This is a genomic window from Allosphingosinicella sp. (assembly GCF_036402135.1).
GTDB lineage: Bacteria > Pseudomonadota > Alphaproteobacteria > Sphingomonadales > Sphingomonadaceae > Allosphingosinicella.
The window spans coordinates 41,356-64,566 of sequence record NZ_DASWTN010000007.1; the positions used below are offsets into that span (position 1 = coordinate 41,356).

At 64.2% G+C, this 23,211-nt stretch carries 25 protein-coding genes and 1 tRNA gene; 12 read left to right on the forward strand and 14 right to left on the reverse strand.

Annotated features, from left to right (window positions below):
- The first annotated feature begins 17 nt into the window (after positions 1 to 17).
- The 4 genes from VGD10_RS02130 to VGD10_RS02145 all read left to right on the forward strand — a co-directional run bounded on the left by VGD10_RS02130 (position 18) and on the right by VGD10_RS02145 (position 3,502).
- Positions 18 to 1,442: an FAD-binding oxidoreductase gene (locus VGD10_RS02130; protein WP_331039144.1), complete on the forward strand. Its 1,425-nt coding sequence runs from the start codon at positions 18 to 20 to the stop codon at positions 1,440 to 1,442.
- A 78-nt stretch (positions 1,443 to 1,520) separates the two neighbouring features.
- Positions 1,521 to 2,318, forward strand: a complete 798-nt coding sequence (locus tag VGD10_RS02135) for a SapC family protein (protein WP_331039145.1) — start codon at positions 1,521 to 1,523, stop codon at positions 2,316 to 2,318.
- Between the two features lies 1 nt (position 2,319).
- On the forward strand, positions 2,320 to 2,892 hold the full coding sequence (locus tag VGD10_RS02140; protein WP_331039146.1) for a cytochrome b: 573 nt from the start codon (positions 2,320 to 2,322) through the stop codon (positions 2,890 to 2,892).
- Between the two features lie 211 nt (positions 2,893 to 3,103).
- Entirely contained in the window at positions 3,104 to 3,502 is a 399-nt protein-coding gene (locus VGD10_RS02145) for a GFA family protein (RefSeq protein WP_331039147.1), read from the forward strand.
- On the opposite strand, the gene VGD10_RS02150 is transcribed toward VGD10_RS02145, so the two are convergent.
- On the reverse strand, positions 3,503 to 4,372 hold the full coding sequence (locus VGD10_RS02150) for an N-formylglutamate amidohydrolase (RefSeq protein ID WP_331039148.1): 870 nt from the start codon (positions 4,370 to 4,372) through the stop codon (positions 3,503 to 3,505).
- A gap of 170 nt (positions 4,373 to 4,542) precedes the next feature.
- Between VGD10_RS02150 and cpdR the strand changes: the two genes are divergently transcribed.
- The 4 genes from cpdR to nadC all read left to right on the forward strand — a co-directional run bounded on the left by cpdR (position 4,543) and on the right by nadC (position 6,838).
- Positions 4,543 to 4,920 carry a cell cycle two-component system response regulator CpdR gene (cpdR, locus tag VGD10_RS02155; protein ID WP_331039149.1) on the forward strand — a complete coding sequence of 126 codons (378 nt, stop codon included), beginning with the start codon at positions 4,543 to 4,545 and terminating at the stop codon, positions 4,918 to 4,920.
- A 100-nt stretch (positions 4,921 to 5,020) separates the two neighbouring features.
- A complete protein-coding gene (locus tag VGD10_RS02160) occupies positions 5,021 to 5,782 on the forward strand; it encodes a LytTR family DNA-binding domain-containing protein (protein ID WP_331039150.1) in 762 nt (253 codons plus the stop codon).
- A gap of 59 nt (positions 5,783 to 5,841) precedes the next feature.
- Positions 5,842 to 5,916: transfer RNA gene (locus tag VGD10_RS02165), tRNA-Val, on the forward strand.
- 76 nt (positions 5,917 to 5,992) lie between these two features.
- Positions 5,993 to 6,838: a carboxylating nicotinate-nucleotide diphosphorylase gene (gene nadC, locus VGD10_RS02170; protein ID WP_331039151.1), complete on the forward strand. Its 846-nt coding sequence runs from the start codon at positions 5,993 to 5,995 to the stop codon at positions 6,836 to 6,838.
- A 6-nt stretch (positions 6,839 to 6,844) separates the two neighbouring features.
- Here nadC and VGD10_RS02175 read toward each other — a convergent pair whose 3' ends face one another.
- The 3 genes from VGD10_RS02175 to VGD10_RS02185 form a co-directional block, all read right to left on the reverse strand.
- A complete protein-coding gene (locus VGD10_RS02175; protein ID WP_331039152.1) occupies positions 6,845 to 7,003 on the reverse strand; it encodes a hypothetical protein in 159 nt (52 codons plus the stop codon).
- 68 nt (positions 7,004 to 7,071) lie between these two features.
- The gene (locus VGD10_RS02180; protein WP_331039153.1) at positions 7,072 to 7,566 is read right to left on the reverse strand and encodes a 5' nucleotidase, NT5C type; all 495 of its coding nucleotides are present in this window, start codon (positions 7,564 to 7,566) and stop codon (positions 7,072 to 7,074) included.
- 3 nt (positions 7,567 to 7,569) lie between these two features.
- The gene (locus VGD10_RS02185; protein ID WP_331039154.1) at positions 7,570 to 7,980 is read right to left on the reverse strand and encodes a hypothetical protein; all 411 of its coding nucleotides are present in this window, start codon (positions 7,978 to 7,980) and stop codon (positions 7,570 to 7,572) included.
- A 71-nt stretch (positions 7,981 to 8,051) separates the two neighbouring features.
- Here VGD10_RS02185 and VGD10_RS02190 point away from each other — a divergent pair, with 71 nt between their 5' ends.
- On the forward strand, positions 8,052 to 8,192 hold the full coding sequence (locus VGD10_RS02190; RefSeq protein WP_331039155.1) for a hypothetical protein: 141 nt from the start codon (positions 8,052 to 8,054) through the stop codon (positions 8,190 to 8,192).
- On the opposite strand, the gene glpD is transcribed toward VGD10_RS02190, so the two are convergent.
- Positions 8,189 to 9,628, reverse strand: a complete 1,440-nt coding sequence (glpD, locus tag VGD10_RS02195; protein ID WP_331039156.1) for a glycerol-3-phosphate dehydrogenase — start codon at positions 9,626 to 9,628, stop codon at positions 8,189 to 8,191. The genes VGD10_RS02190 and glpD overlap by 4 nt on opposite strands.
- Positions 9,629 to 9,730: 102 nt before the next feature.
- On the opposite strand from glpD, the gene glpK reads away from it, so the two are divergent.
- Positions 9,731 to 11,212 carry a glycerol kinase GlpK gene (glpK, locus tag VGD10_RS02200; protein ID WP_331039157.1) on the forward strand — a complete coding sequence of 494 codons (1,482 nt, stop codon included), beginning with the start codon at positions 9,731 to 9,733 and terminating at the stop codon, positions 11,210 to 11,212.
- Here the strand turns inward: glpK and VGD10_RS02205 are convergent.
- The 9 genes from VGD10_RS02205 to VGD10_RS02245 form a co-directional block, all read right to left on the reverse strand.
- On the reverse strand, positions 11,199 to 13,319 hold the full coding sequence (locus VGD10_RS02205) for a M13 family metallopeptidase (protein ID WP_331039158.1): 2,121 nt from the start codon (positions 13,317 to 13,319) through the stop codon (positions 11,199 to 11,201). The two genes, glpK and VGD10_RS02205, sit on opposite strands and share 14 nt — an antisense overlap.
- Before the next feature lie 113 nt (positions 13,320 to 13,432).
- A complete protein-coding gene (gene mmsB / locus VGD10_RS02210) occupies positions 13,433 to 14,368 on the reverse strand; it encodes a 3-hydroxyisobutyrate dehydrogenase (protein ID WP_331039159.1) in 936 nt (311 codons plus the stop codon).
- Between the two features lies 1 nt (position 14,369).
- Positions 14,370 to 15,143, reverse strand: coding sequence for an enoyl-CoA hydratase (locus VGD10_RS02215; protein ID WP_331039160.1), 774 nt, complete (start codon positions 15,141 to 15,143; stop codon positions 14,370 to 14,372).
- Complete coding sequence (locus tag VGD10_RS02220; protein WP_331039161.1) at positions 15,140 to 16,180, reverse strand: enoyl-CoA hydratase/isomerase family protein; 1,041 nt, start codon at positions 16,178 to 16,180, stop codon at positions 15,140 to 15,142. Before VGD10_RS02220 ends, VGD10_RS02215 begins: the two co-directional genes overlap by 4 nt.
- The gene (locus VGD10_RS02225) at positions 16,177 to 17,319 is read right to left on the reverse strand and encodes an acyl-CoA dehydrogenase family protein (RefSeq protein WP_331039162.1); all 1,143 of its coding nucleotides are present in this window, start codon (positions 17,317 to 17,319) and stop codon (positions 16,177 to 16,179) included. The genes VGD10_RS02220 and VGD10_RS02225 overlap by 4 nt, the downstream gene beginning before the upstream one ends.
- A gap of 74 nt (positions 17,320 to 17,393) precedes the next feature.
- Entirely contained in the window at positions 17,394 to 17,969 is a 576-nt protein-coding gene (locus VGD10_RS02230; RefSeq protein ID WP_331039163.1) for a hypothetical protein, read from the reverse strand.
- Positions 17,970 to 18,002: 33 nt separating this feature from the next.
- Entirely contained in the window at positions 18,003 to 18,530 is a 528-nt protein-coding gene (locus VGD10_RS02235) for a hypothetical protein (RefSeq protein WP_331039164.1), read from the reverse strand.
- 73 nt (positions 18,531 to 18,603) lie between these two features.
- On the reverse strand, positions 18,604 to 19,191 hold the full coding sequence (locus VGD10_RS02240) for a DUF998 domain-containing protein (protein WP_331039165.1): 588 nt from the start codon (positions 19,189 to 19,191) through the stop codon (positions 18,604 to 18,606).
- 16 nt (positions 19,192 to 19,207) lie between these two features.
- Positions 19,208 to 20,704, reverse strand: a complete 1,497-nt coding sequence (locus VGD10_RS02245; RefSeq protein ID WP_331039166.1) for a CoA-acylating methylmalonate-semialdehyde dehydrogenase — start codon at positions 20,702 to 20,704, stop codon at positions 19,208 to 19,210.
- A gap of 95 nt (positions 20,705 to 20,799) precedes the next feature.
- On the opposite strand from VGD10_RS02245, the gene VGD10_RS02250 reads away from it, so the two are divergent.
- Both VGD10_RS02250 and VGD10_RS02255 read left to right on the forward strand, forming a co-directional pair.
- Positions 20,800 to 21,807, forward strand: coding sequence for a fumarylacetoacetate hydrolase family protein (locus tag VGD10_RS02250; protein WP_331039167.1), 1,008 nt, complete (start codon positions 20,800 to 20,802; stop codon positions 21,805 to 21,807).
- Between the two features lie 38 nt (positions 21,808 to 21,845).
- Positions 21,846 to 23,192: a M28 family peptidase gene (locus tag VGD10_RS02255; protein ID WP_331039168.1), complete on the forward strand. Its 1,347-nt coding sequence runs from the start codon at positions 21,846 to 21,848 to the stop codon at positions 23,190 to 23,192.
- The last annotated feature ends 19 nt before the right edge of the window (positions 23,193 to 23,211 follow it).

The window sequence follows — 23,211 nt, forward strand, 5'->3', positions numbered from 1 at the left end:
TAGCTGCCTCACCCGCCATGGCCAGTCCTCCCCAAGATCTGCTCGATACGCTCGCCGCACGGCTGGGGCCGAAAGGCTTCACCCGCGATCCCCGCGAGATGGAGCCATGGCTCGTCGATTGGCGGAAACGCTACACGGGGGCTGCGGCGGCGATGCTTTCGCCCGCTTCGACGGAGGAGGTGGCGGAGGTCGTCCGCCTCTGCAACGAGGCGCGGGTGCCGATCGTGCCGCAGGGCGGCAACAGCTCAATGGCCGGCGGGGCGACGCCCGATGCGAGCGGACTGGCTGTCATCCTCTCGTTGCGGCGCATGAGCCGGATCCGCTCCCTCTCGCCCGAAAGCAACACCGCCGTGTGCGAGGCGGGCGTGATCCTCTCGAACCTGCACGAAGCCGCGGCGGAGGAGGGCCGGCGCTTCCCCCTGACCCTGGGCGCGAAAGGCTCCGCCACCATCGGCGGCCTCGTCTCGACCAATGCCGGCGGGACGCAGGTACTCCGCTTCGGCACGATGCGAAACCTTGTTCAGGGCATCGAAGCCGTGCTCCCCGACGGCAGCATCTACTCCGGCCTCGCCCCGCTAAAAAAGGACAATCGGGGTTACGATCTGAAGCACCTCCTAATAGGCGCCGAAGGCACTTTAGGCGTAGTGACGGCGGCGAGCTTGAAGCTTGTGCCGGCGGTCGGCTCCCGCATTGTCGCTTGGGTCGGACTGGCCTCCCCGGAAGCCGCGTTGTCGCTGCTCCGGCTGCTCGACGAGCGTATGAGCGATGCAGTGGAGGGTTTCGAGTTGGTGCCAGACTTGGCGCTTCAACTGGTGCTGCGGCATGTAGATGGCACCCGTCAGCCACTCCAGGGCTCGCACGCATGGCATGTGCTTATAGAAGCCACTGCTCCCGCCGGATCGCCGTCGCCTCAAGATGCACTTGGCGAGGTTCTCGAGGCGGCGTTCAGCAAGGACATGGTTGAAGATGCTGCAATCGCCGCCATGGAGGCACAGGCGGAAGCCTTCTGGCGCATCCGCGACAGCATCTCCGAAGCCGAGCAGAAGAGCGGCGCGGCGGCGAAGCACGACGTCTCGGTAGAGGTCAGCAAAATGCCCCGCTTCATCGTCGATGCCGCCGCCGCGGTCGAACGGCGTTTTGCCGATGTGCGTGTGATCGCCTTCGGCCATCTCGGCGACGGGAACGTCCATTTCAACGTGCAGGGGCCGGACGGAGCCTCGAACTGGCTCAAGGAGGAGGCGCCGGGCGTCACCGCCTTCGTGCACGATCTCGTCGTCGAAGCTGGCGGCTCCATCTCGGCGGAACACGGCATCGGCCAGCTGCGGTTGGCCGAACTGGGACGGCTTGAGAACCCCGGCCGCCTGAACGCCGTGCGGGCGATCAAGAAGGCGCTCGATCCGAACGGAATAATGAACCCCGGCAAGCTCGTCCCGCTTGCGTAAAGGGCGGTTCGTCCATAGACGGTGGCAGTGAGGGAAAAGCGGCTGTAAGGGCCGCTATCATTTTTTATGGAGACTATCATGGCGAGCCAGCCGCCGCAGATGCCGATCATGTATAACGGCCTTCAGCCGCTTTCGAACCTCGACCACAAGACGTGGAAGACCCGCTCCTCGCAGGAAGCCCCGTTCCTCGCGAAGGTCCATGCGGTTCCGATCCTGATCGACGAATTTGTCGCGGCCCAGCGTTTCTACCCGATCGTCTTCTCGATCGGCGACAATCCCGTGCCGCTCGCGCTGATGGGCCTCAACGAGGGCGTCAACGTGTTCGTGGACGAGAAGGGCGTGCTCCTGAACCCGGCCTATGTCCCCGCCTATCTCCGCCGCTATCCGTTCATGCTAGCGAAGCTTCAGCCGGATTCGGACAGCCTTTCGCTCTGCTTCGATCCGACGAGCGGCCTGGTCGGCGACTTCGAGGAAGGCAATCCGCTGTTCGATGGCGACCAGCCGAGCGAGACGACGCAGAACATCCTTAAATTCTGCGAAGAGTTCGAAATGGGCGCCCAGCGCACCAACGCCTTCATGGAAGAGCTCAAGAAGAGCGATCTCCTGATGGACGGCGAACTGACCCTCCAACTCTCCGACAATTCGCAGCCCGCCATCTACCGCGGCTTCCGCATGGTCGATGAGAACAAACTGCGCGATATGCGCGGCGACGAACTCCGCAAGATCAACCAGAACGGCATCCTGCCGCTGGTGATGGCGCATCTTTTCTCGCTGCCGCTGGCTCGGGACGTTTATGTCCGTCAGCTCGAACAGGGCAAGACCCAGCCCCCGCCGCCTGCCGAGTCGGCAGCCGCAGGGGAAACCGTAATCGCCTGATATGGCCAGCGCGGCGGATCCCACGGGTCAGTCGGCGCTCCGCTATTCGCGGGGCGCGATGTGGTTCCACTGGATCATCGCCGCGCTCGTCATCCTGAACCTGTTCCTCGGCTTCTTTTACGAGGCTTTTGGCAAGGACTGGACGCCGTGGATAATGTTCTTCCACAAGGCGACTGGCATCACCGTCCTGGGACTTAGCATCGCGCGGCTTCTGTGGCGGCTGGGCCATCGGCCCCCACCGTTCGATGGGGTGCTGCGGCCGTGGGAGGCGCTCCTTGCACGCCTGACCCACTGGCTGTTCTACGTCCTGATGATCGTCATTCCACTGACCGGCTGGGCACTGTCCTCGTCCAGCGGGCGGCCCACCAATTATTTCGGCCTGTTCGAGATCGGGCTTCTGCCGGTCCCGAGAACGGATGCGGCGCATGATCTTTTCGAGGATGCGCATGAGTTCCTAGGCAAATTGATGATCGGCCTCATCCTTCTCCACGTCGCAGGGGCGGTGAAGCACCATCTTCAGGGGCACAGACACCTTATCGGCCGGATGGGCCCTTGGCTTTACCGGCAGCGGTGAAGCCGGTGCGGCGCCTCTTGAAAGTGCCGGAATCCTTCATATCTCATTGAAGATACGCCGCTTCGTATCCCCCCCCCCTTTACGGCGGCGTGTTACGCCCTTCGGGGCGTTCCTCCCTGAACCTTGGCCGCTCCGCCTATTGGCGGGGCGGTCATTTTATTTGCGCTTGAGGCGCGTTAGCGTGCCTTCACCAGAGCAGGGTGGAGTTCCAATGCATAAGGGTTCGTGCATGTGCGGCGCGGTGACATTCGTGGTCGAGGGGAAGCTTCCCGGACCGGATGCGTGCCACTGCCGGCAATGCCGCAAGCATTCAGGGCATTATTTCGCGTCCTCCGACGTGCCGAGGTCGCGAGTCAGGATCCATGGCGAGGGCAATGTCGGCTGGTATCAGTCTTCGGAGAAGGCTCGGCGGGGCTTCTGCTCCACGTGCGGTTCCACGCTGTTCTGGGACCCTTTATCTCGCGACTGGATCGGGATTGCCATGGGTGCCTTCGACACGCCGACCGCAACCTCACTCTCGGTTCATATCTTCACGGCCGAGAAGGGGGATTATTATCGGATTGCCGACAGCGTGCCGCAATTCGAGCAGGTGCCAACCGCACCCCATTGATCATTCGGCCGCGATAGCCTGTTCCGGGCCGCTCGCCTTTTCGGCCAACGCGGCGGCGATGAGGGCGATAAGGCCAGCAATGTCGTCGAAGCGGGGTCCCGGAGTGCGGAGGTCCCCGGCGAGATAGAGCGACCGGTCGATCTCGAGCTGGATGGCGTGAACATTCTCGGCAGGGCGGCCGTGATGGCTGGTGACGTAACCCCCCGCATAGGGCGTGTTGCACGCGGTGGCATAGCCCGCCCGCCGCGCGGCGCCGACCGCGGCCTCCACAAGGTCCCGTCCAGCGGACGTTCCATGACGATCGCCAAAGATCAGCGGCGCCGCGCCCTTTGCCGCTCCGTCCTTCGGCGGCATCGAATGGCAGTCGAGGAGTATAGCGATACCGAAGGCGGCCTTCGCTTTGTGAAGTGCCTGTTCGACTGCCGTATGATAGGGGCGGTGAATGATCTCGATCCGCCTCCTGACCTCGTCCTGCGGGATGCGGTGCAGCCAGATGCTTCCGGATCCCGCGAGACGCGACGGAATGAGGCCGAGGCCGCCGCGGGTGCGGGGCGACTGCAGAAGGTCTCTGAGCGGCGGCGGAGGCACGACAGTGGAAGGATCGATCTCGCGCTCGTCCCGGTTGAGGTCGATCTCGGCACGCGGGGTGCGGGCGACGATCGCCGCAGCGCCGTCTGCGACGGCGCGCCAGATGAGGCGGTCGACAAGCCGGTCCTCAAGCGCCTCTAGCTTCTCGCGGGGGATGCGGGCGGAACGGAGCAGGGCTGGGGAATAGTCGCGGCCGGCATGCGGCACCGACAGCACCACCGGCGAGGCGGGCGTTTCGGAGCCCAGGCGAATGAAGGGCGGCTCGGCTGGCTGGTCGTGCATGCGCGTACGTCCAAGAGGTAGAGAAGCCGGATGTTCCCGGCAACTGCCGAAAAAGCCGAGGCGTTGCCCGGAAGTGTCAGCCGCGCCAACCAGGCGCTCGCAAAATATTAAGCCCTTTTGTTTAGGGTAACGGCTGGCCATAAAGGCCGCTGCAAGCGTTCCGGACGATCATGACCAAAATTTTGCTGGCCGAAGACGATGAATCGATGCGCGTCTATTTGACGAAGGCGCTGGAGCGCGTCGGCTACGTCGTCACTGCGGTAGACCGCGGCACGGCGGCGCTGCCGCTGCTAAAGGAAGAAAGCTTCGACCTTCTTCTGACCGACATCGTGATGCCGGAGATGGACGGGATCGAGCTTGCCCAGCAGGCGTCCGTTATTGCGCCCGACATGCGCGTCATGTTCATCACCGGCTTTGCCGCAGTGGCGCTGAAGGCTAGCAAAGCCGCGCCGACCGCCAAGGTCCTGTCAAAGCCGTTCCACCTCAAGGACCTCGTCGCCGAGGTGGATCGTCTTTTCCAGACCGAGGATCAGCACGGACGGCTTTGAGGCCGCTCGTTCGTCCGCCCAGTGCTCTTCCTAAGCCGCGGGGGCTTCCGGCGACTCGGACTGACCGTTATCCTGGACCGACAGTTGCCACGGAGCCGGTATGAACGAACTAAACCTGCGAACGGCCATAAAGGCGGCAGGAGGGTTTTTCCTGTTGGTGGCAGCGCTTACCCTCTATTGCCAGCTGCACGGCCTGCCCGGCTCGCGCGTGCCGTTGTACGTGTCTGTAGACTTTGCTTTTCAGACAGTATTCGCGTGGGCCTTGGGCGGTTTCCTAATTTGGCGCGCTAGAACGCGCATCCTGCCGCTGCTGGAACGAGGGCTGAAGGAAGCTGCGATGGCAGCGGCAGCGATTTTCGCGCTAACCCTCTCGTCTGCCTTGCTGTCGATGGTTGTGTGGACGATCGGGACCAGCATCGACATCAATCACCTTTTATTTCGGCTGGTCGAGCTTGCCCCCCCGTACGGCCTCTTGGCAGCTCTGCTCGTCAGTCTCGCCGTTCTTCGCCGTTACCAGCGGCAAAGCGCGGCTTCGTCTCCATGGCTGCGGTTACCGGAGGAGCCTAACCTCACTCTGCGCAAGAGCGACGTCAGTCTTATTCGCTCGGCCGGCAATTATTGCGAGATCAACGCGTGCGGCCGGACTTATCTCGTTCGCGTCACCTTGAAGACGCTGGCGGAGCGCCTAGCTGATGACGGTTTTGTGCAGGTCCACCGCACCACCTTGGTGAACAGCGCTTCCATCAGGTTCGTTGCGCCCTCGGCGCCAGCTCAGCGGCTGAACATCCACCTCAATTGCGGGATGAGGGTTCCCGTCGGCCGCTCGTACACAGCGAATGTCGAACAGCTGACGCTGCACTGATATTCTCTCGACTGGCTGCTTGCATGGGGCTTAGCCGGTCGCTACATGCGGCCCCGAGTGGGCGTGTAGCTCAGTGGTAGAGCACTGTGTTGACATCGCAGGGGTCGCAAGTTCAATCCTTGCCACGCCCACCAGTTCTTCAACCGGCCATGCCGGGGGCATGGATCGGTTGATGAACTCCCCTCGCTTGGCGCAGCGAGAGACCTCCACATGTCAGCCCCCTTTATCAGCGGTTTCGATCTGGACGGCTTCGTCGCGCGCGTGCTTGCCGAGGATCTGGGGGAGGGGGGCGACGTCACCTCCAACGCCACCATTCCCGAAGAGGCGCGACTGACTGCGGTGATGGCGACGCGCGATGCGGTCGTGGTGGCGGGGCTGCCGCTTGCGGCGATGTTCTTCCGGGCGCTGGATCCGCAGGTCGAGGTGGAGCAGCTTGTCGAGGACGGCGCGAAGGTGCGGGCGGGAACAGCGCTGATGCGGCTGTCCGGCAATGCTCGGAAGATGCTGGCGGCGGAGCGGTCCGCGCTCAACAGCCTGCAGCACCTCACCGGTGTCGCGACGATGACGCGCGCCTATGTGGACGCGATCGCGGGCACGGGCTGCATTCTGCTGGATACCCGCAAGACCATTCCGGGCATGCGGGTGCTCGGCAAATATGCGACGCGGATGGGCGGGGCGCAGAACCACCGCATGCGCCTCGACGACGGCGTGTTGATCAAGGACAATCATGTGGCAGTGGCGGGCGGCGTGGCCGAAGCGCTGCGGTCGGCGAAGGCCGCAGCAACGGGGCTTCAGGTGCAGGTGGAGGTGGACCGGCTGGACCAGATCGAGCCTGCGCTGGAGGCGGGCGCGGACCGGCTGCTGCTCGACAATATGGATGTGCCGACCCTACGCGAGGCGGTGCGGATCGTTGGGGGCAGAGTACCGACCGAAGCATCAGGGGGCGTGCGGCTCGATACGATCCGCGGTATTGCCGAAACGGGCGTGACTTACGTCTCGGTGGGCCGGATCACCCAGTCGGCGCCGGCAGCGGACATCGGCCTCGATTACGCCTGAAGAGGCTCAGGCCTCCTTGCGGCCCTTTTCGTAAGCCGCAACCACGCCGGCATAGCGATCGGCGAGTTCCTTGTGGATCTGCGAAGCAATAGGCGTGGCGCGAGCGGCCGCATCCTTCTCTTCGCGCATCCGGCGGCTGAAATATTCGAAATCGGTCTTTCCCATCATTCCCCCCGGAACGACTCGTGTGGAAGAACGAAGTGTACGCCGATTCGATGACAGATAAAGATCACCTAGGTTAGCGGCGAACTTTCTCGCTGGTGGAGCGGGAACAGGGAAGCCAGTTCCTGCAGCGTGTCCTCGGCATTTTTGTGGTGGACGAAAATGCCGCCCACCTCCTCCCAAAGGTGGCGGTGCTTCAGCGTGTCGTCGACGAGCACGTCGCCATCCTTGGCGTGATTGCGCTTATCGACCGCCATGCAGGTGATGATCCGCGTGCCGGGAAAATGCTCCGCGGCCCAGTTCACCTTCTGCGGCGCAGCCCAATTACCGCGGGGGAGGCCGGTTAGGATGATCGGGTCGAGATGCTTCACCGCCTCGAACAGCCGCATCGCGTCCGGCATCAGAGGCAGGTTCGCGTAGAAATCGGGCGCGGTGGCGAGCTTCTTCCAGAACAGGCCGGGATTGTAGCGGTCCTGGAATTTCTTCGGCGGCATACCGAGAATTTCGGTCGCTCCGCGGTCGAAGTCGGCAAGCACGCCGTCGCAATCCAGATAGAGCTGGCGCACGGGTCAGAAGCGCGCCGGCTGGAGCTGGACCGGCATCGGCATCTCGAGCGGCTTCCAGCCATGGTCGCGGATCACGTCGTTGCTTTCCTTTGCGCGGCGGCCTTTCTCCAGCGACCAGGTGATATGATAGGTGCTTCCGTCCGGCCGGTCCGTGGTACCGCCGAGGCGCACCACCATCGCCTCCACGCCCTTGCCGTCGTCCGACCGGCCGATGATCTCGCCCTCCGTCTCGCAAGGAAGCTCTGCCTTCTTCGCCACCTTGGCGGCGAGTGTGACATGATCGGCCACCACCTCCGAATACTTGGGCGGAAATTGCTGGAGCAGCTCCTTGCGCTGCTCCCGGTCGAGTTTCCAGCCGATGACGGTGTCCCCTTTTTCCGCGCGGTCGGAAGCTTGTTTCGCTAACAATGCCATGCGCCGACCAACCCGCATCCTGCGGAGCCGTTCCGGCAGGGCGCGCGTTGAGGCCGGAAAGGAGCAGCATCATGGAACAGCGCAATCCGGGGCTGGATGCCGGCGATCTGCCGCTTGACGACAAGAAGTCGAAGCGGACCAATGAAGACGCGCAGAAGGAACTGGACGAGATCCCGCCGCCCGGCACCGATCCGCTCCACGAGGGCCCTTAGGCGCCGAGATAGTCGGCGACGGCGCGCCGCTCGTCCTGGTTCATGTGCAGGCCTGTCTTGGTGCGGCGCCATAGGACATCTTCGGCCGTGCGCGCGAATTCGTGCGCCTTTAGATAACGCAGCTCCGCTTCGTAGAGGCCGGCGCCGAAATGGCGGCCAAGGTCATCCAGACTTTGCGCATCGCCGAGCAGGTCGCGGAGCCGCGTACCGTAGGCGCGTGACAGGCGGGTAAGAAGTGCAGGCGGAAGCCAGGCGGAGAGCCGGTCGAGATAGAGGTTGAAGCCGGGCGAAATGTCGCCGCCGGGGAGCGGTTCGGACCGAGTGCTTTTCCGCCCCTCGACGGCGAGCAACTCCATCGCCTCTTCGGCGAGGGCGCGGGCGGTGGTGATCTTGCCGCCGAAGACGCTGAGCAGCTTTGCGCCGGGATCGTCGTCCAGCTCCAGATGATAGTCGCGCGTCACCGCCTGCGCATCTTGCGCCCCGTCGTCGAAGAGTGAGCGGATGCCGGAATAGCTCCAGACCAAATCGTCGGGCCCGACCGTGCGCGTGAAGTAACGGTTGGCGGCGTCGCAGAGATACTGGATTTCTTCGGCGCTGATCTGCGCGTCGTCGGGAGCATTGACGGGAAAATCGGTGGTGCCGATGAGGGTGAAGCGCTCCTCGTACGGAATCGCGAAAACGACGCGGCCGTCCGGCTGCTGCAGGATGTAGGCTTGGTCGCCGTCATAAAGCGCGGGGACGATGATATGGCTGCCCTTGATGAGGCGGACGCCGCTATCGCTGCTTTCCGAAAGGCGGCCTTTCAGCACATCGGCCACCCACGGGCCGGCGGCGTTGACGATCGCCCTTGCGACGACATTGCGGCCGCCGGAGAGGCTTGCCCGCCAGACATCGCCTTCGCGCCGCGCCGACAGCAATTCGGTGCCGGTTGCGATCTCGGCGCCGCGCTCGGCCGCATCGACGGCGTTCAAAACGACGAGCCGCGCATCGTCCACCCAGGCATCCCAGTAGACGGCGAGATGCTTCGCCGCCTTGAGCGGCGCGCGAAGCGCTGCTTCGCTTCGCCGGACGGCGCGGGCATGGGGCAAGCTGCCGCCGAGGGCGAGGAGGTCGTAGAGCTTCAGTCCCGCTCGGAGCATCCACCAGGGGCGCATCCCCTCTCCATGCGGAAGCACGAAGCGGAGCGGGCGGATGATGTGCGGCGCGGTGCGGAGCAGAAGCTCCCGTTCCTTCAGCGCCTCGCGGACGAGCCGGAACTCATAATATTCGAGATAGCGGAGGCCCCCGTGGATGAGCTTCGAGGAGGCGGAGCTTGTATGCTGGGCGAGATCGTCTTTCTCGACGAGGAGCACCCGCGCGCCCCGGTGCGCCGCGTCGCGCGCGATCGCGGTGCCGTTTATGCCGCCGCCGATGATGAGGAGATCGTAGGAGTCCACGGGCCCCCTCCTACGTCATTCCAGCGGAAGCTGGAATCCATAGCGTCTTGATGTCACCAAGATCGTCTGGACCCCGGCCTTCGCCGGGGTGACGGAGGGGCTATGAGCGAACGCGCTATCCTCGTCATCGACGAAGGGACCACCAGCACGCGGGCGATGCTGTTTGCGCCGGACGGGCGGTGCTTGGGCTCGGAGCAGCGGGAGCTTGCGCAGCATTATCCGCGGCCCGGATGGGTGGAGCATGATGCGGAGGAGATCTGGTCCTCCAGCCTCGCCTGCGCTCGGGCGATGGCGGAGAAGGCCGGAGGCGCGGACCGCATCGCAGCGATCGGCATCACGAACCAGCGCGAGACGATCGTCTTCTGGAGCAAGCGGACGGGAAAGGCGCTTGCGCCCGCAATCGTCTGGCAGGACCGGCGCACGGCCGAAATGTGCGCGCGCCTCAAGGAGGCGGGGCATGAAGCGCTGGTGCAGGAGAAGACTGGCCTGCTGCTCGACCCGTATTTCAGCGCGAGCAAGATCGCCTGGACTTTGGAGCATTGGCCCGAGGTAAGGGAGGCGGGCGATGACCTACTGGTCGGGACGGTTGAAAGCTGGCTGATCTTCAAGCTGACCGGCGGCCTCCATGTTTCCGACGCCACCAATGCGTCGCGTACGGCGCTGATGAGTATCGGGAGCGGCGGCTGGGACGATGAGCTGGTGCAGCTCTGGCGGGTGCCGCGCGCTTCGCTTGCCGAAATCGTGGATTGCGCCGGTGCCTTCGGGGAGACGGCGGCGGAGATGTTCGGCGCCGCCATTCCGATTACGGGAATGGCGGGCGACCAGCAGGCGGCGTCGATCGGCCAATGTTGCCTGACACCGGGAGATACGAAGGCGACCTACGGCACCGGCGCCTTCATCCTCACCAATACGGGGCCGGAGCTTCAGCATTCGCGCCACCGGCTGCTTTCCACCATCGCTTGGCAGCTTGGCGGGGAGCGGAGCTATGCGCTGGAAGGGTCGGTGTTCGTCGCCGGGAGCCTGATCAAATGGTTGCGCGACGATCTGAAGCTGCTGGGCAGCGCGGCCGAGAGCGAGGAGCTGGCGCGGTCGGTGGAGGACAATGGCGGCGTCAGCATCGTACCCGCTTTGTCGGGTCTCGGAGCACCGCATTGGGAGCCGGCGGCACGCGCGTCCATCTCTGGCCTCAGCTTCTCATCGGGGCGGGCGCACATTGCCCGCGCCGCCTTGGAAGCGATGAGCCACCAGACGCACGACCTCAAGACCGCGTTCGCCTCCGACGGAGCGGATTGGGGCGTGCTGAAAATAGACGGCGGCATGGTTGCCAATGAGTGGCTGGCGCAGGATCTCGCCGATGTGCTCGAGCTCACCGTCGAGCGTCCGCACTTCGTCGAAACGACGGCTTTGGGCGCGGCGATGCTTGCAGGGGTGGGCTGCGGCCTGTTCGGCTCGCTTGAGGAAGCCGCCGCCATGCGCGGCGCGATGGAGCGGTTCGAGCCTGCTCTGGATGCAGAGCGCCGCGACCACCGCCTCGCCGGATGGGCGGAGGCGGTGGAGGCGGTGTTGAAAACTACCAGATCCTGACCCGGTCTTCCGGCGCGATGTAGAGCTTGTCGCCGGGCTTCACATTGAAGGCTTGGTACCAAGCATCGACGTTCCGAAGCGGCGCGAAGGCCCTGGTCTGCCCTGGCGAGTGCGGGCCGTTGACGATCTGCTGGCGAAGCGCCTCGTCGCGCCACAAGGTCCGCCACACCTGACCCCAGCCGAGGAACAGCCGCTGCTCGCCTGTAAAGCCGTCGATCACGGGCGCCTTCTTGCCGCCGAGCAGGTTACGATAGGCTTCGAGGGCGATGGTGATGCCGGCCATGTCGCCGATATTTTCGCCCATCGCGACGCGGCCGTTGATGTGCATGCCGGGCAAAGTCGGGAACTCATAGGCCTCGTACTGGGCGCCGAGCTTCGCCGCCTGCGCCTCGAACTTGGCGGCGTCCTCGGCCGTCCACCAGTCGCGCAGAATGCCCTTGCCGTCCGACTTCCGGCCCTGGTCGTCGAAGCCGTGGCTGATCTCGTGCCCGATCACGCCGCCGATGCCGCCATAATTCACGGCCGGATCGGCCTTCGGATCGAAGAAGGGCGGCTGCAGGATGGCGGCGGGGAAGACGATCTCGTTTTTCACCGGCGAGTAGTAGGCATTCACCGTCTGCGGGGTCATGCCCCATTCGGCCTCGTCGACGCGTTGGCCAAGCCGGTTGCGGCGGAAGTCCCATTCGAAGCGGTTGGCGCGCTCGACATTGCCGAAGAGGTCGCCGTTACGAATTTCGAGACCCGAATAATCGCGCCAAGTGTCGGGATGGCCGATCTTGAGGCCAAAATTCTGAAGCTTGTCGAGGGCCTGCTGCTTGGTCGGCGCGCTCATCCAGGTGAGACCTTCGATCCGCTTCCGCATGGCGACGCGGATGTCGGACACCATCTTATCCATGATCGCCTTGGATTCGGGCGGATAGTAGAGGGCGACATAGTCGCGGCCGATCGCCTCACCCATCGCGCCTTCGGCGAAGGTGACGCCGCGCTTCCAGCGTTCCCGCTGCTGCGGCTGGCCAAGCATGAATTTGTTGCGGAACTCGAACTGCGCGTCGACGAAGCGCTTCGACAGCAGGGGCGCGGCGTCGTCGGCAGTGTGGAATGCCTGCCAGGCCTTCAGCGTGTCGAGATCGGCGCCGGCGAAGATCTGCGCGAGCTTTGGGAAGGCGGTGTTCTGGGCCACGATTGCCCGCTCCGCCCGATCGACGCCCGCCGCCTGCATGAAGGGCGCCCAGGGGAAGCCCGGCGCCTGCGCCTGCAACTCGGCAAGCGTCATCGGATTATAGGTCTTGTCGCGGTTGCGGCTTTCGGCGCGGGTCCAGTGCGCCTGCGCGATCTGCGTTTCCAGAGCGACGATGTCGGCCGCCGCCTTTTCGGCATTTTGCCAGCCGGCGAGGCCAAGCATCTGCGCCAGATATTGCTGGTAGCGCGTCTTCTGCGGCGCGAATTTGGCGTCGAGGTAGAGCTCGCGGTCGCCGAGACCCAGGCCTGCCTGACCCATGTAGAGCGCATAATAATCCGGGTTCTTGGAATCGTCGTTGACGAACGAGCCGAAGAAGCTGCCGCCGAAGCCGCCGAGTGCCTGGCCCATTAGCCGAGCCATTTGGTCCTTCGTGGTGACCGCCTGGATCGCCGCAATCTTCGGCTGGAGCGGCTTTGCGTCGAGCGCTTCGATCGCCGCCACGTCCATAAAAGCCTGATAGAGCGCCGCCACCTTGGCTTGATCGCCGTCGGTCGCCGGGTTGCCGAGCTTATAGCCCTCTACCAGCTTACGAACGCGCGCTTCGGAAAGGTCGCGAAGGATCGCGAAGCCGCCGTAGGAGGAGCGGTCCGCCGGGATCTGAGTGTTCTTGGCCCAGGTGCCGTTCACATAGGCGAAGAAATCGTCGCCGGGCTTCACCGACCGGTCCATGCCGGCCGTGTCGATGCCCCAGGTGCCCAGGCGGGCGGCTTCGAGCACAGCGGAATTACCGCCCGCGGCTGCCTGATCCATGTCGAAGAGGGACAACATCGTGCACTGATCGTCGATGCACTGATGATCCTCGTGCGCCAGGGCAGGCGTGGCAGCCAGGGCAATGAACGAGGCGGTCAAGCTAAGCTTCTTGATCAAGGCGGATCCTCTCAGATTGTAGATATTGCGCGGCCACTGCCGTGCGACAGCAGTAGCATGGCGGAAAATGCCTGAAGATCAAGTCTCTTAAGGGGAGGACGCTGTCTGGTGACTTAACCGAGCCGGACGCCGGGTGGCGGCGATGCGGCGGAGCTGTCGCTTTGCCAGCTGTCGTCGATCATCTTGATGATGGCTGAGAAGTCCTTCCCGCCGCCGCCCAATGCTTCGGCGAAGCGGGTGTAGAGCTCCTCGGCGTGGCTTCCCATCGGCGTGTAGGAATCGACGCTACGGGCGGCCTCCATCGCCAGGCGAAGGTCCTTCAGCATCAGGGCGGCCGCGAAGCCGCCGTCGTAGTTTCGGTCGGCGGGCGTTTCGGGGCCGACGCCGGGGACGGGGCAATAGCTCGTCATCGACCAGTTTTGGCCGGACGCCTGGCTGGCAATGTCGAAGAAGGTCTGCGGATCGAGGCCGAGCTTCTGCGCGAGCACGAAGGTTTCGCAGGTCGCGATCATCGATGCGCCGAGCAGCATGTTGTTGCAGATCTTGGCGGCCTGGCCCGCGCCCGGGCCACCGGCATGGATCACGGCCTTGCCCATGATCTCGAGGAAGGGCTCGGCGCATCCGAACGCCTTGTCGGTGCCGCCGACCATGAAGGTGAGGGTGCCGGCCTCCGCCGCGGCAATGCCGCCGGAAACGGGTGCATCGACCATGTTGTAGCCCGCCGCCTGCGCTTCCGCGATCACATCGCGTGCGGTTGAGACGTCGATGGTCGAGCAATCCATCAGGATGGCGGTAGTCGGCGCCTTCCCGAACACGCTGGCTTCATAGACGCTGCGGACGTGGGTGCCGGCGGGAAGCATGGTCACCACGGCTTCCACTTCAGCGACGGCCTCGGCGGCGGATGGCGCGCGGAGGCAGCCGCCTTTTTCCGCTTTTTCCAGCGCCGCTTCGGAGAGGTCGAAGGCGCGGACATCGTGGCCCGCCTTGGCGAGGTTCGCGGCCATGCCGCTGCCCATGTTGCCGAGCCCGATAAATGCGACGCGTGCCATGTTACCGTCCTTTCCAGTTCGCTTTGCGCTTGTCGACGAAGGCAGACATGCCTTCTTTCTGGTCCTCGGTGCCGAACAGGCCGTGGAACAGGCGGCGTTCGAAGACGATGCCCTGCGCCAGCGTCATTTCGTAAGCGGCGTTCACCATCTCCTTGGTAGCGATGGCGGCGAGCGGGGCCATGGAAGCAATGGCTTCCGCGGTCTTCAGGGCTTCTTCCAGAAGCCGGTCCGCCGGCACGACTTTGGCGACAAGGCCGGAGCGTTCCGCCTCCTCCGCGCCCATCATACGGCCGGTGAGGCACATTTCCATGGCCTTCGCCTTGCCGACGGCGTGGGTGAGCCGCTGCGAGCCGCCCATGCCAGGCGTGACGCCGAGCTTGATTTCCGGTTGGCCAAATTGCGCGTTGTCCGCGGCGATGATGAAGTCGGCCATCATGGCGACCTCGCAGCCGCCGCCGAGCGCGTAGCCGGCGACCGCGGCGATCCACGGCTTCCGCGTCGCGGTCACCTTCTCCCAGCCCTGAAAGAAGTTGGACGCATACATTTGGGCGAAGCCCTGGTCTGACATTTCCTTGATGTCGGCGCCCGCGGCGAATGCCTTTTCGCTGCCGGCGAGGACGGCGCAGCGCTGGCTGCCGTCCGCGTCGAAGGCTGCGAAGGCGTCGATCAGTTCGCGAAGGACCGAGCTGTTGAGGGCGTTCATCGCCTTTGGGCGATTAAGCGTAATGAGCGTCACCGCTCCCCGCTGCTCGACCAGGATGTTTTCGTAGTTCATAAAGGCGTCCATTCCTCCCCTTCAGGCATAGGCGCAAAGATGGTGTCGATCATGTGATCGGTGACCTGCTCGGGCGCGGCCGGATTCCAGCGCGGCGCATTGTCCTTGTCGATCAGCAGCGCACGCACGCCCTCGTTGAAGTCGGGGCGCTGCACGACGTGCGCCGCCACTGCATATTCCTGCCGCATCTCGTCGGCGAAATCCTGCATCCGCGCGCCGTCGGCGAGGAGGCGGAGGGAGACCTTGCAGCTTTGCGGGCTCTTGCTGCGGAGCGTCGCCAGTTCCTTCTGCGCCCAGTCCGAGCTGTCAGCCTCAAGAGAGGCGAGCACATCCTCATAGCGATCCGAGCGGAAATGGCTCGCGATCTGAGTCAGGTTCTGCTCGATCTTGGCGTCAGGCGGGGTCACGCTCGCGGTGCCTAGTATGCCTTCAATACGGTCGGGACGATCGGCAATCTGCGCCTTCACCTCTTCCAGCCGCTCCTGCCGGATATAGTGGGTGGCAAGGCCCAGATACTTGCACTCCGCGCCGTCGAGGCGGGCGCCGGTTAGTGCAAGGAACTGGCCGACGCGGCCTGGAAGGCGTGAGAGATACCAGCCGCCGCCGACATCGGGGAACAGGCCAATCGTCGTTTCCGGCATCGCGAAACGGGTATTCTCCGTCGCGACCCGATATTTGCAAGGCTGTGAGATGCCGACGCCGCCGCCCATCGTGACGCCGTCCATGAACGCAACGGTCGCCGTCTGATAGGTGAAGAGCAGGTGGTTGAGCCGATATTCCTCGCGGAAGAACCGGCGCGCGTCGGAGCCGTCGGAGGCGCCGCTCTTGGCGAGCATCACCACATCGCCGCCCGCGCAGAAGCCGCGGCCTTCGGCATGGTCGATCATCACCGCCTTCACTTCGGGGTTCTGCCGCCATTCGAGGAGGGCACGGATCATCTCCGAGCACATGTCGGCGGTTAGCGCGTGGATCGCCTTCGGCCGGTTGAGGCGGAGCCGGCCTGCGCCGCCGTCGATAAGGGTCAGGACATCGCTCACTGGCGGAGCATCTCGCGGCTGACGATCACGCGCATGATCTGGTTCGTGCCTTCGAGGATCGAGTGGACGCGAAGGTCGCGCCAAAAGCGCTCGATCGGATAGTCCATCAGATAGCCGTAGCCGCCATGAAGCTGCAGCGCCCGGTCGACCACCGAGCTGCCGGTGTCGGTGGCGAGCCGCTTCGCCATCGCGGCGAATTTAGACTTGTCCGGGGCGTTGGCGGTTACCTTGGCCGCGGCGACGTAGAGGAGGTAGCGGGCGGCCTGAAGCTCGGTTTCCATGTCAGCGAGCGTGAACTGCGTCGCCTGAAAGTCGGCGATGGGATTGCCGAACTGCTTCCGCTCTTTCGTATAGTTCACCGCCTCGTCGAGGCACCGTTGCGCGCCGCCGAGCGAGCAGGCGCCGATGTTGAGGCGGCCGCCGTCGAGGCCCATCATCGCGATGCGGAAGCCTTCGCCCTCCGCGCCGACGAGGTTTTCGACTGGCACGCGCACCTCGTCGAAATTGACCTGGGCGGTCGGCTGCGAATGCCAGCCGAGCTTACGCTCCTGCGCACCGAAGCTGACGCCCGGCATGTCCTTTTCGATGACGAGGCAGGAGATGCCCTTCGGCCCCTCCTCGCCGGTGCGGACCATGGTGACGTAGATTTCGTTCTCGCCGCCGCCGGAGATGAAGGCCTTGGAGCCGGTGACGACATAATGATCGCCGTCCTTCACCGCGCGGGTTTTGAGCGCCGCGGCGTCCGAACCAGAGCTCGGCTCGGTGAGGCAGTAGGAGCCCATCCGCTCCATGGTGACCATGGAGGGCAGATATTTCTGCTTCACGCCCGCGGAGCCGAAGCGGTCGATCATCCAGGCGGCCATATTGTGGATGGAGATGAAGGCGGAGGTGGACGGATCGCCATAGGCCATCGCCTCCATGATCAAGGCCGCCTCTAGGCGCCCGAGGCCGATGCCGCCGCTTTCTTCCGACACGTAGATCGAGCCGAAGCCGAGCTCGGCGGCTGCCCTAATCGTGTCGCGGGGGAAGATGTGCTTCTCGTCCCATTCCGCCGCGAACGGCGTCAGCGCATCGGCAGTGAATTTCTGCGCCATCTCCTGGATCTGGCGCTGGTCGTCGGTAAGGTCGAACTGGTGCATGGCAGGGCCCTTAGCAGAGGCTCGCCGTCAACTTCCAGTCGCGAACTCAGCCGAGGTTTCCGGTGCAATCTTCCTCACCGCGGGCAGCGCACATATCGTTTCCGCGGCCCCTCTTCCTCGCGGACCAAGCGTTCGCCACCTCCCTCCAAAACCAGGTCGGTGAAGAAAGTAAAATCGCGGCCCGGCTCATTCACTTCTGCATTGACGGAAACCCGATCGGAGGATCGCACTGTTACTGAAGTGGCCACCGCGCGCAGTTCGTTGAAGTGCAGCTCGTTAGACGTGACGGTCATGATACCGTCCCGGTCCTCGGCCTGGCGGCTGCAGGCTGCCAGTGTTTCACCCCAGCGGCCGCGGTAAGCGGCGGGAATCGCGCTGGAAGCGGCAGGTGAGGATTCAGGCTGAGTTACAGGAGGGGCGGGCGGACTCGTCGAGGGTTCGGTGCCGTTGCCGCTGGCCGGATCATTGCCGCCTCCGGCTCCTGAAGAAGGCGCAGGATCGGCCGCGTTTGCACCTTCGGGAGTGTCGGCACTCGCTTCCACTTCATCGGAAGCGTTCCGAGCCGTTGGGCTCTCTCCGCAAGAGACGGTAAGGCAGCCGGCAAGGAGGACGGCGATAGAGCAACGACTACGGGCGGCGGTCTTAAGCATGAGAACGTATCCTCTAAGATTTGGGGTCCGTGGTTAGGCGGGGCAGCGATGATAAACGAAGGATTGGCGCGGGGCCTCTAGCTCTCGGCGATCCAATCGCTTCCCCCCATCGAGCAGGGTCAGGCGATACCCCTTCGACCAAGTCATGCCTTCCCCTTCATAATCGGCCTCGACCGAGATGCTGGTCGGGGAATGGATGGCGGTCTTCCGCACTGTTCCTCGCGCCTCGTAAAAGGTGAGCCGATCGCTTCCAACGACAAGCCGCGCCTTGGCGGTACCGTCCGTCGCGGTGCAGTCGGATCCGCCCGGGCCGCCCCACGTTCCACGGAAAGCCGCGGGGATGACAGCGCTGTCGTTCTTCTGCTCAGCGGGGGGCGCTGCCTCGTTGCCCACAGCGGCTGGCGGTTCGGCGGTTGCTTCGTTCGACAGAATATTTGCTTCTGAAGACGTGTCGACAGCCTCGTTGCCTGCCGAAGCGGGGTTAATAGCGTTTGAGGGCGTTGTGTCCTCCTGCTGCGAGCAGGCAGCAGCCAAGAGCAAGATCAAAGACATAGAACGCATAGATACTGTCTTTCCTCCGATAAGCGTACGGCGGCCGGCAGGGCCTATGGGTTCAATAACCCGCCGGAACGATTTAGGTTCTGCGAGTAGTGGTGGCCGCTACCGACTGGTGGAAGAACCAGATGTAGGCGAACAGGAACATGAACCGCTGCGCCGCTCCGGCGACAGTCGGCTCAACAGCCATCACCGTCGGCATCAGCAATGCGGCCAGGAAAGCGGCAGCTTCCGTCCAGTGGGGCCGCTCTCTTCGGACGGCGGGGCCGCTGATCACAGCAATTAGGAATGCCATCCCCATGGTTGACGCGAAGAATGTATGCGCCTGGTCTGCAAACGCGCTGTACTCGCTGCCTCCTTCCCAAGGCTTTGTCGAAAATGAGGCTGCGCCAGCCATGGAAACGCCGAAGATCGTAAGCGCAGCCGCACCGAGTTTTTCACCCATCCTCAGCTTTCTTGCTGCAAGGAGCAGCGCAGCCATGCCCCAGGAAGCGAAGCCCAGCCGCGCGATCCAGGCGTTTGGCACCCCCTGAGCCGCGCTCTCGCTCGTGGTATGATCTATCCAGTTATAGGAAGACGGCATGGCGAGCGGCGCCAGCGTCAGCGCGGCGAGTGACAGCAACAGGAAAATTGCTGCAATTCGATCGCTGGAGCGCCCGCTTTCCACGGCTGGACGCTTCACCTCATCCCATCGTTGGGATGACGAATGCGTTCTCTCCGGTCACACTGCCATCCGGCCAGCGCTGGGTGATCGTCTTGGTCTTGGTCCAGAAGCGGACGCCTTCCATGCCGTGCTGGTTGATGTCGCCGAAGCCGGAACGCTTCCAGCCGCCGAACGTGTGGTAGGCGACCGGCACCGGGATGGGCACGTTGATGCCGACCATTCCGACATTGACGCGGGCGGCGAACTCGCGGGCGGCGTGGCCGTTGCGGGTGAAGATGGCGACGCCGTTGCCGTACTGATGTTGGGAGGGAAGGCGCACCGCCTCCTCGAAGCTGTCGGCGCGGACCATCTGCAGGACGGGGCCGAAAATCTCCTCCTGATAGGAGCGGAAGTGCGGCTTCACCCGGTCGAAGAAGGTCGGGCCGATGAAGAAGCCTTCCTCATGCCCCTGCAGCTTGAAGCCGCGGCCGTCGACGACGAGTTCCCCGCCTTCGTCGGCGCACATCTGGATGTAGCTTTCGACCCTTTCCTTATGCGCCTGCGTGACAACAGGGCCGTAATGGGCCTCAGCATCCGTGGAGACGCCGACGCGAAGGCTTTCGATCGCGGGGATTAGCTTCTCGCGAAGATTGTCGGCAGTCTTCTCGCCGACCGGCACGACCACTGGCAGCGCCATGCAGCGTTCGCCGGCCGAGCCGAAAGCGGCGCCGGCGAGGTCGTTCACCACCTGGTCGAGATCGGCGTCGGGCATAACGATGCCGTGGTTCTTGGCGCCGCCGAACGCCTGTACGCGCTTCCCGTTCGCCGTGCCGCGGCTGTAGATATATTGCGCTATGTCGGACGAGCCGACGAAGCTGATCGCTTTAATGTCCTCATGATCGAGGATCGCGTCCACCATCTCCTTGTCGCCGTGGACGACCTGAAGGATACCGTCAGGAAGGCCTGCTTCCTTCATCAGCTCCGCGAGACGCACGGGAACCGAAGGGTCGCGTTCCGAGGGCTTCAGGATGAAGGCGTTGCCGCAGGCGATGGCGACGCCGAACATCCACATCGGGATCATTGCCGGGAAGTTGAACGGCGTAATACCGGCGACGATTCCGAGCGGCTGGCGCATCGAATAGACGTCGATGCCGGGACCGGCGCCCTGCGTATATTCACCCTTCAGCGCGTGCGGGATGCCGCAGGAGAATTCGATCACCTCAAGGCCGCGCTGGATGTCACCCTTGGCGTCGGCGATGACTTTGCCGTGTTCCGAGGCGAGCAGTAAAGCGAGCTCCTCCATATTCTTTTCGACCAGCGCCTTGAAGTTGAACATGACGCGGGCCCGGCGCTGCGGATTGGTCGCTGCCCAGGCTGGAAAAGCCGCATTGGCATTGTCGATCGCCTTGGCGAGATCGTCAGCCGTCCCGAGCCGCACGCGGGCCTGCACGCCGCCGTTGTTCGGATCGAAGATGTCGCCGTGCCTTTCGCCGGCCGCGTAGGCGCCGCCGCCGATATAATGATCGATGTTCCGCATGAACCTGTCCCTGGGGCTGGAATGGCTTTGATGGACAGAGCCCCTAGCCAAGCCGGAAATGAAATGCCAGTTCGGCGGTGAAGAAGGGGAAACAGATGAAGCTTGGATCGCTGAAGTCGGGCCGAGACGGCCGCCTTGTTGTCGTGAGCCACGACCTCGCCTGGTATGCGGACGCCGGCCACATCGTGCCTACGCTGCAGGCGGCGCTGGACGACTGGGCGCTTTACCGGCCGCATCTGGAGCTTCTCGCCACCGATTTGGCGCATGAGGCGATCCCGCGGGAGCGTTTCCACGAGCGGGAGGCCGCAGCGCCGTTGCCGCGCGCCTATCAGTGGGCGGACGGCTCGGCTTATGTGAATCATGTGCAGCTAGTGCGGCAGGCGCGGGGAGCCGAGATGCCGGAAAGCTTCTGGACCGACCCACTCATGTATCAGGGCGCTTCGGACGAGATGCTGGGCGCGCGCGATCCGATCCCGCTCGCCGACGAGAGCTGGGGCTGCGACCTTGAAGCGGAAGTGATCGTTGTAACGGGGGATGTTCCACAAGGCGTCAGCCGGGAGGAGGCGCTGGAGCGCATCCTGCTCGTCGGCCTCGTCAACGACGTCAGCTTACGCAACCTCATTCCGGCCGAACTCGCCAAGGGGTTCGGCTTCCTCCAGTCCAAGCCGGCGTCGGCCTTGTCGCCGGTGCTGGTGACGCCGGACGAGCTTGGCGAGCGTTGGAAGGACGGAAAGCTGCACGGGCCGCTGAAGGTGGATCTCAACGGCGCGCCGTTCGGCCGCGCCGATGCGGGCGAGGACATGACGTTCGACTTCGGCACCCTGATCGCACACCTTGCCAAGACCCGGAATATCGGCGCGGGCTCCATCATCGGCTCCGGCACCGTGTCAAACCGCGACGCGGACGGCGGCCCGGGCAAGCCGATCGCCCGAGGCGGACGCGGCTATAGCTGCCTTGCCGAGGTGCGGACGGTGGAGACGATCCTCGACGGCCAAGCCTCGACGCCGTTCCTGAAGCATGGCGACAGCGTCCGCATCTGGATGGAGGACGAACACGGCCACGCCATCTTCGGCACGATCGAGCAGCAGGTCGTGCCGGCTTAAGGCTTGCAACCGAAGGACGAGGCGTTCAGTTCTAAGCCATGAAAAAGCTTAGCCTCCTTCTTCTCAGCCCCTTCATCCTCGCAGCGGCGTCGCCGACGCCGAAGACGATCGCGAACGGCGTCAGTCAGCAGAACCTCCGCGCCATAGTGGAGAAGCTGGTGAGCTTCGGTACGCGGCACACCTTGTCATCGCAGACGCATCCGACGCGCGGCATCGGCGCGTCGCTTCGCTGGACGGAAGAAGAGTTTGGCCGTTACGCGCGCGCTTGCGGCGGGTGCCTGGAGATCGTCACGCCGTCCGATACGGTGACGGGTCGCCGCGTTCCTAACCCGACTTTGGTGAAGAACGTCTTCGCCATCCAGCGCGGTACGACCGACCCGAACCGCGTCGTCATCATCTCCGGCCATATCGACAGCCGCGTCACCGACGTGATGGACTTTACCAAGGATGCGCCGGGGGCGAACGACGACGGTTCCGGTACGGCCGCGGTGATCGAAGCGGCGCGAGTGCTTTCGAAGCATAGATTCCCGGCGACCATCGTCTATGCGGTCCTTTCCGGCGAGGAGCAGGGGCTGCTCGGCGGCAAGATCATGGCCGATTATGCGAAGGCGCAGGGGTGGCAAGTCATGGCCAACCTCAACAACGACATCATCGGCAACAGTTGCGGTTCCGACGGCAAGTGCGATGCGGCACATGTGCGGGTGTTTTCGGAGGGGCCGCGCTGGCAGGGGCGCGAAGCGCTGATGGCGCCGCAGCGGAGCCTTGGCGGCGAGAACGACTCTCCGTCGCGCAATCTTTCGCGCTGGCTGGACACGCTTGCGGACGACGTGAAGGTCGGCCTCGACGTGCGGCAGATCTGGCGCAACGACCGGTTCGGCCGCGGCGGCGATCACACGGAAATGCTGAATGCCGGCTATCCTGCCATCCGCTTCTCAGTGGCGATCGAGGATTATGACCACCAGCATCAGGACCTCCGCGTCGAGAACGGCCGCGAATATGGCGATACGGTGGACGAGATGGACTTCGCCTACCTGCGCAAGGTGACGCAGCTTAATGTGGCCGCGCTTGCCGCGCTGGCGCGTGCGCCGATGCCGCCTGCTCCGACTGTCGAAGGCGCTGTTTCTACCGACACGACGCTCAAGTGGGAGCCGACGCCAGGAACCGGGCATTGGATCATACGCTGGCGACCGACGGATCAAGATCAATGGACCGAGAGCCGCCGCGTCAGAGGCGAGGACTTGGGCGCCGTCCTCAAAGGCATTCGCGTCGACGACTGGGTGTTTGGCGTCTCGTCGGTGTCGCCGGAAGGCTATGAAAGCCCCGTTGCATCCGCGGTGCCGGGTGGTGCGTTCCGGCCCTACGTTCCGCCCGCGCCAGCGCAATAGCTTGCTCTCGGCCGCGGCA

What these genes read in the sequence shown, in the direction of transcription:
- VGD10_RS02130 (WP_331039144.1), top strand. Translation starts at nt 18, where the DNA reads ATGGCCAGTCCTCCCCAAGATCTGCTCGATACGCTCGCCGCACGGCTG.
- VGD10_RS02135 (WP_331039145.1), top strand. Translation starts at nt 1,521, where the DNA reads ATGGCGAGCCAGCCGCCGCAGATGCCGATCATGTATAACGGCCTTCAG.
- VGD10_RS02140 (WP_331039146.1), top strand. Translation starts at nt 2,320, where the DNA reads ATGGCCAGCGCGGCGGATCCCACGGGTCAGTCGGCGCTCCGCTATTCG.
- VGD10_RS02145 (WP_331039147.1), top strand. Translation starts at nt 3,104, where the DNA reads ATGCATAAGGGTTCGTGCATGTGCGGCGCGGTGACATTCGTGGTCGAG.
- VGD10_RS02150 (WP_331039148.1), bottom strand. Translation starts at nt 4,372, where the DNA reads ATGCACGACCAGCCAGCCGAGCCGCCCTTCATTCGCCTGGGCTCCGAA.
- cpdR (WP_331039149.1), top strand. Translation starts at nt 4,543, where the DNA reads ATGACCAAAATTTTGCTGGCCGAAGACGATGAATCGATGCGCGTCTAT.
- VGD10_RS02160 (WP_331039150.1), top strand. Translation starts at nt 5,021, where the DNA reads ATGAACGAACTAAACCTGCGAACGGCCATAAAGGCGGCAGGAGGGTTT.
- nadC (WP_331039151.1), top strand. Translation starts at nt 5,993, where the DNA reads ATGTCAGCCCCCTTTATCAGCGGTTTCGATCTGGACGGCTTCGTCGCG.
- VGD10_RS02175 (WP_331039152.1), bottom strand. Translation starts at nt 7,003, where the DNA reads ATGGGAAAGACCGATTTCGAATATTTCAGCCGCCGGATGCGCGAAGAG.
- VGD10_RS02185 (WP_331039154.1), bottom strand. Translation starts at nt 7,980, where the DNA reads ATGGCATTGTTAGCGAAACAAGCTTCCGACCGCGCGGAAAAAGGGGAC.
- VGD10_RS02190 (WP_331039155.1), top strand. Translation starts at nt 8,052, where the DNA reads ATGGAACAGCGCAATCCGGGGCTGGATGCCGGCGATCTGCCGCTTGAC.
- glpK (WP_331039157.1), top strand. Translation starts at nt 9,731, where the DNA reads ATGAGCGAACGCGCTATCCTCGTCATCGACGAAGGGACCACCAGCACG.
- mmsB (WP_331039159.1), bottom strand. Translation starts at nt 14,368, where the DNA reads ATGGCACGCGTCGCATTTATCGGGCTCGGCAACATGGGCAGCGGCATG.
- VGD10_RS02215 (WP_331039160.1), bottom strand. Translation starts at nt 15,143, where the DNA reads ATGAACTACGAAAACATCCTGGTCGAGCAGCGGGGAGCGGTGACGCTC.
- VGD10_RS02225 (WP_331039162.1), bottom strand. Translation starts at nt 17,319, where the DNA reads ATGCACCAGTTCGACCTTACCGACGACCAGCGCCAGATCCAGGAGATG.
- VGD10_RS02230 (WP_331039163.1), bottom strand. Translation starts at nt 17,969, where the DNA reads ATGCTTAAGACCGCCGCCCGTAGTCGTTGCTCTATCGCCGTCCTCCTT.
- VGD10_RS02235 (WP_331039164.1), bottom strand. Translation starts at nt 18,530, where the DNA reads ATGCGTTCTATGTCTTTGATCTTGCTCTTGGCTGCTGCCTGCTCGCAG.
- VGD10_RS02245 (WP_331039166.1), bottom strand. Translation starts at nt 20,704, where the DNA reads ATGCGGAACATCGATCATTATATCGGCGGCGGCGCCTACGCGGCCGGC.
- VGD10_RS02250 (WP_331039167.1), top strand. Translation starts at nt 20,800, where the DNA reads ATGAAGCTTGGATCGCTGAAGTCGGGCCGAGACGGCCGCCTTGTTGTC.
- VGD10_RS02255 (WP_331039168.1), top strand. Translation starts at nt 21,846, where the DNA reads ATGAAAAAGCTTAGCCTCCTTCTTCTCAGCCCCTTCATCCTCGCAGCG.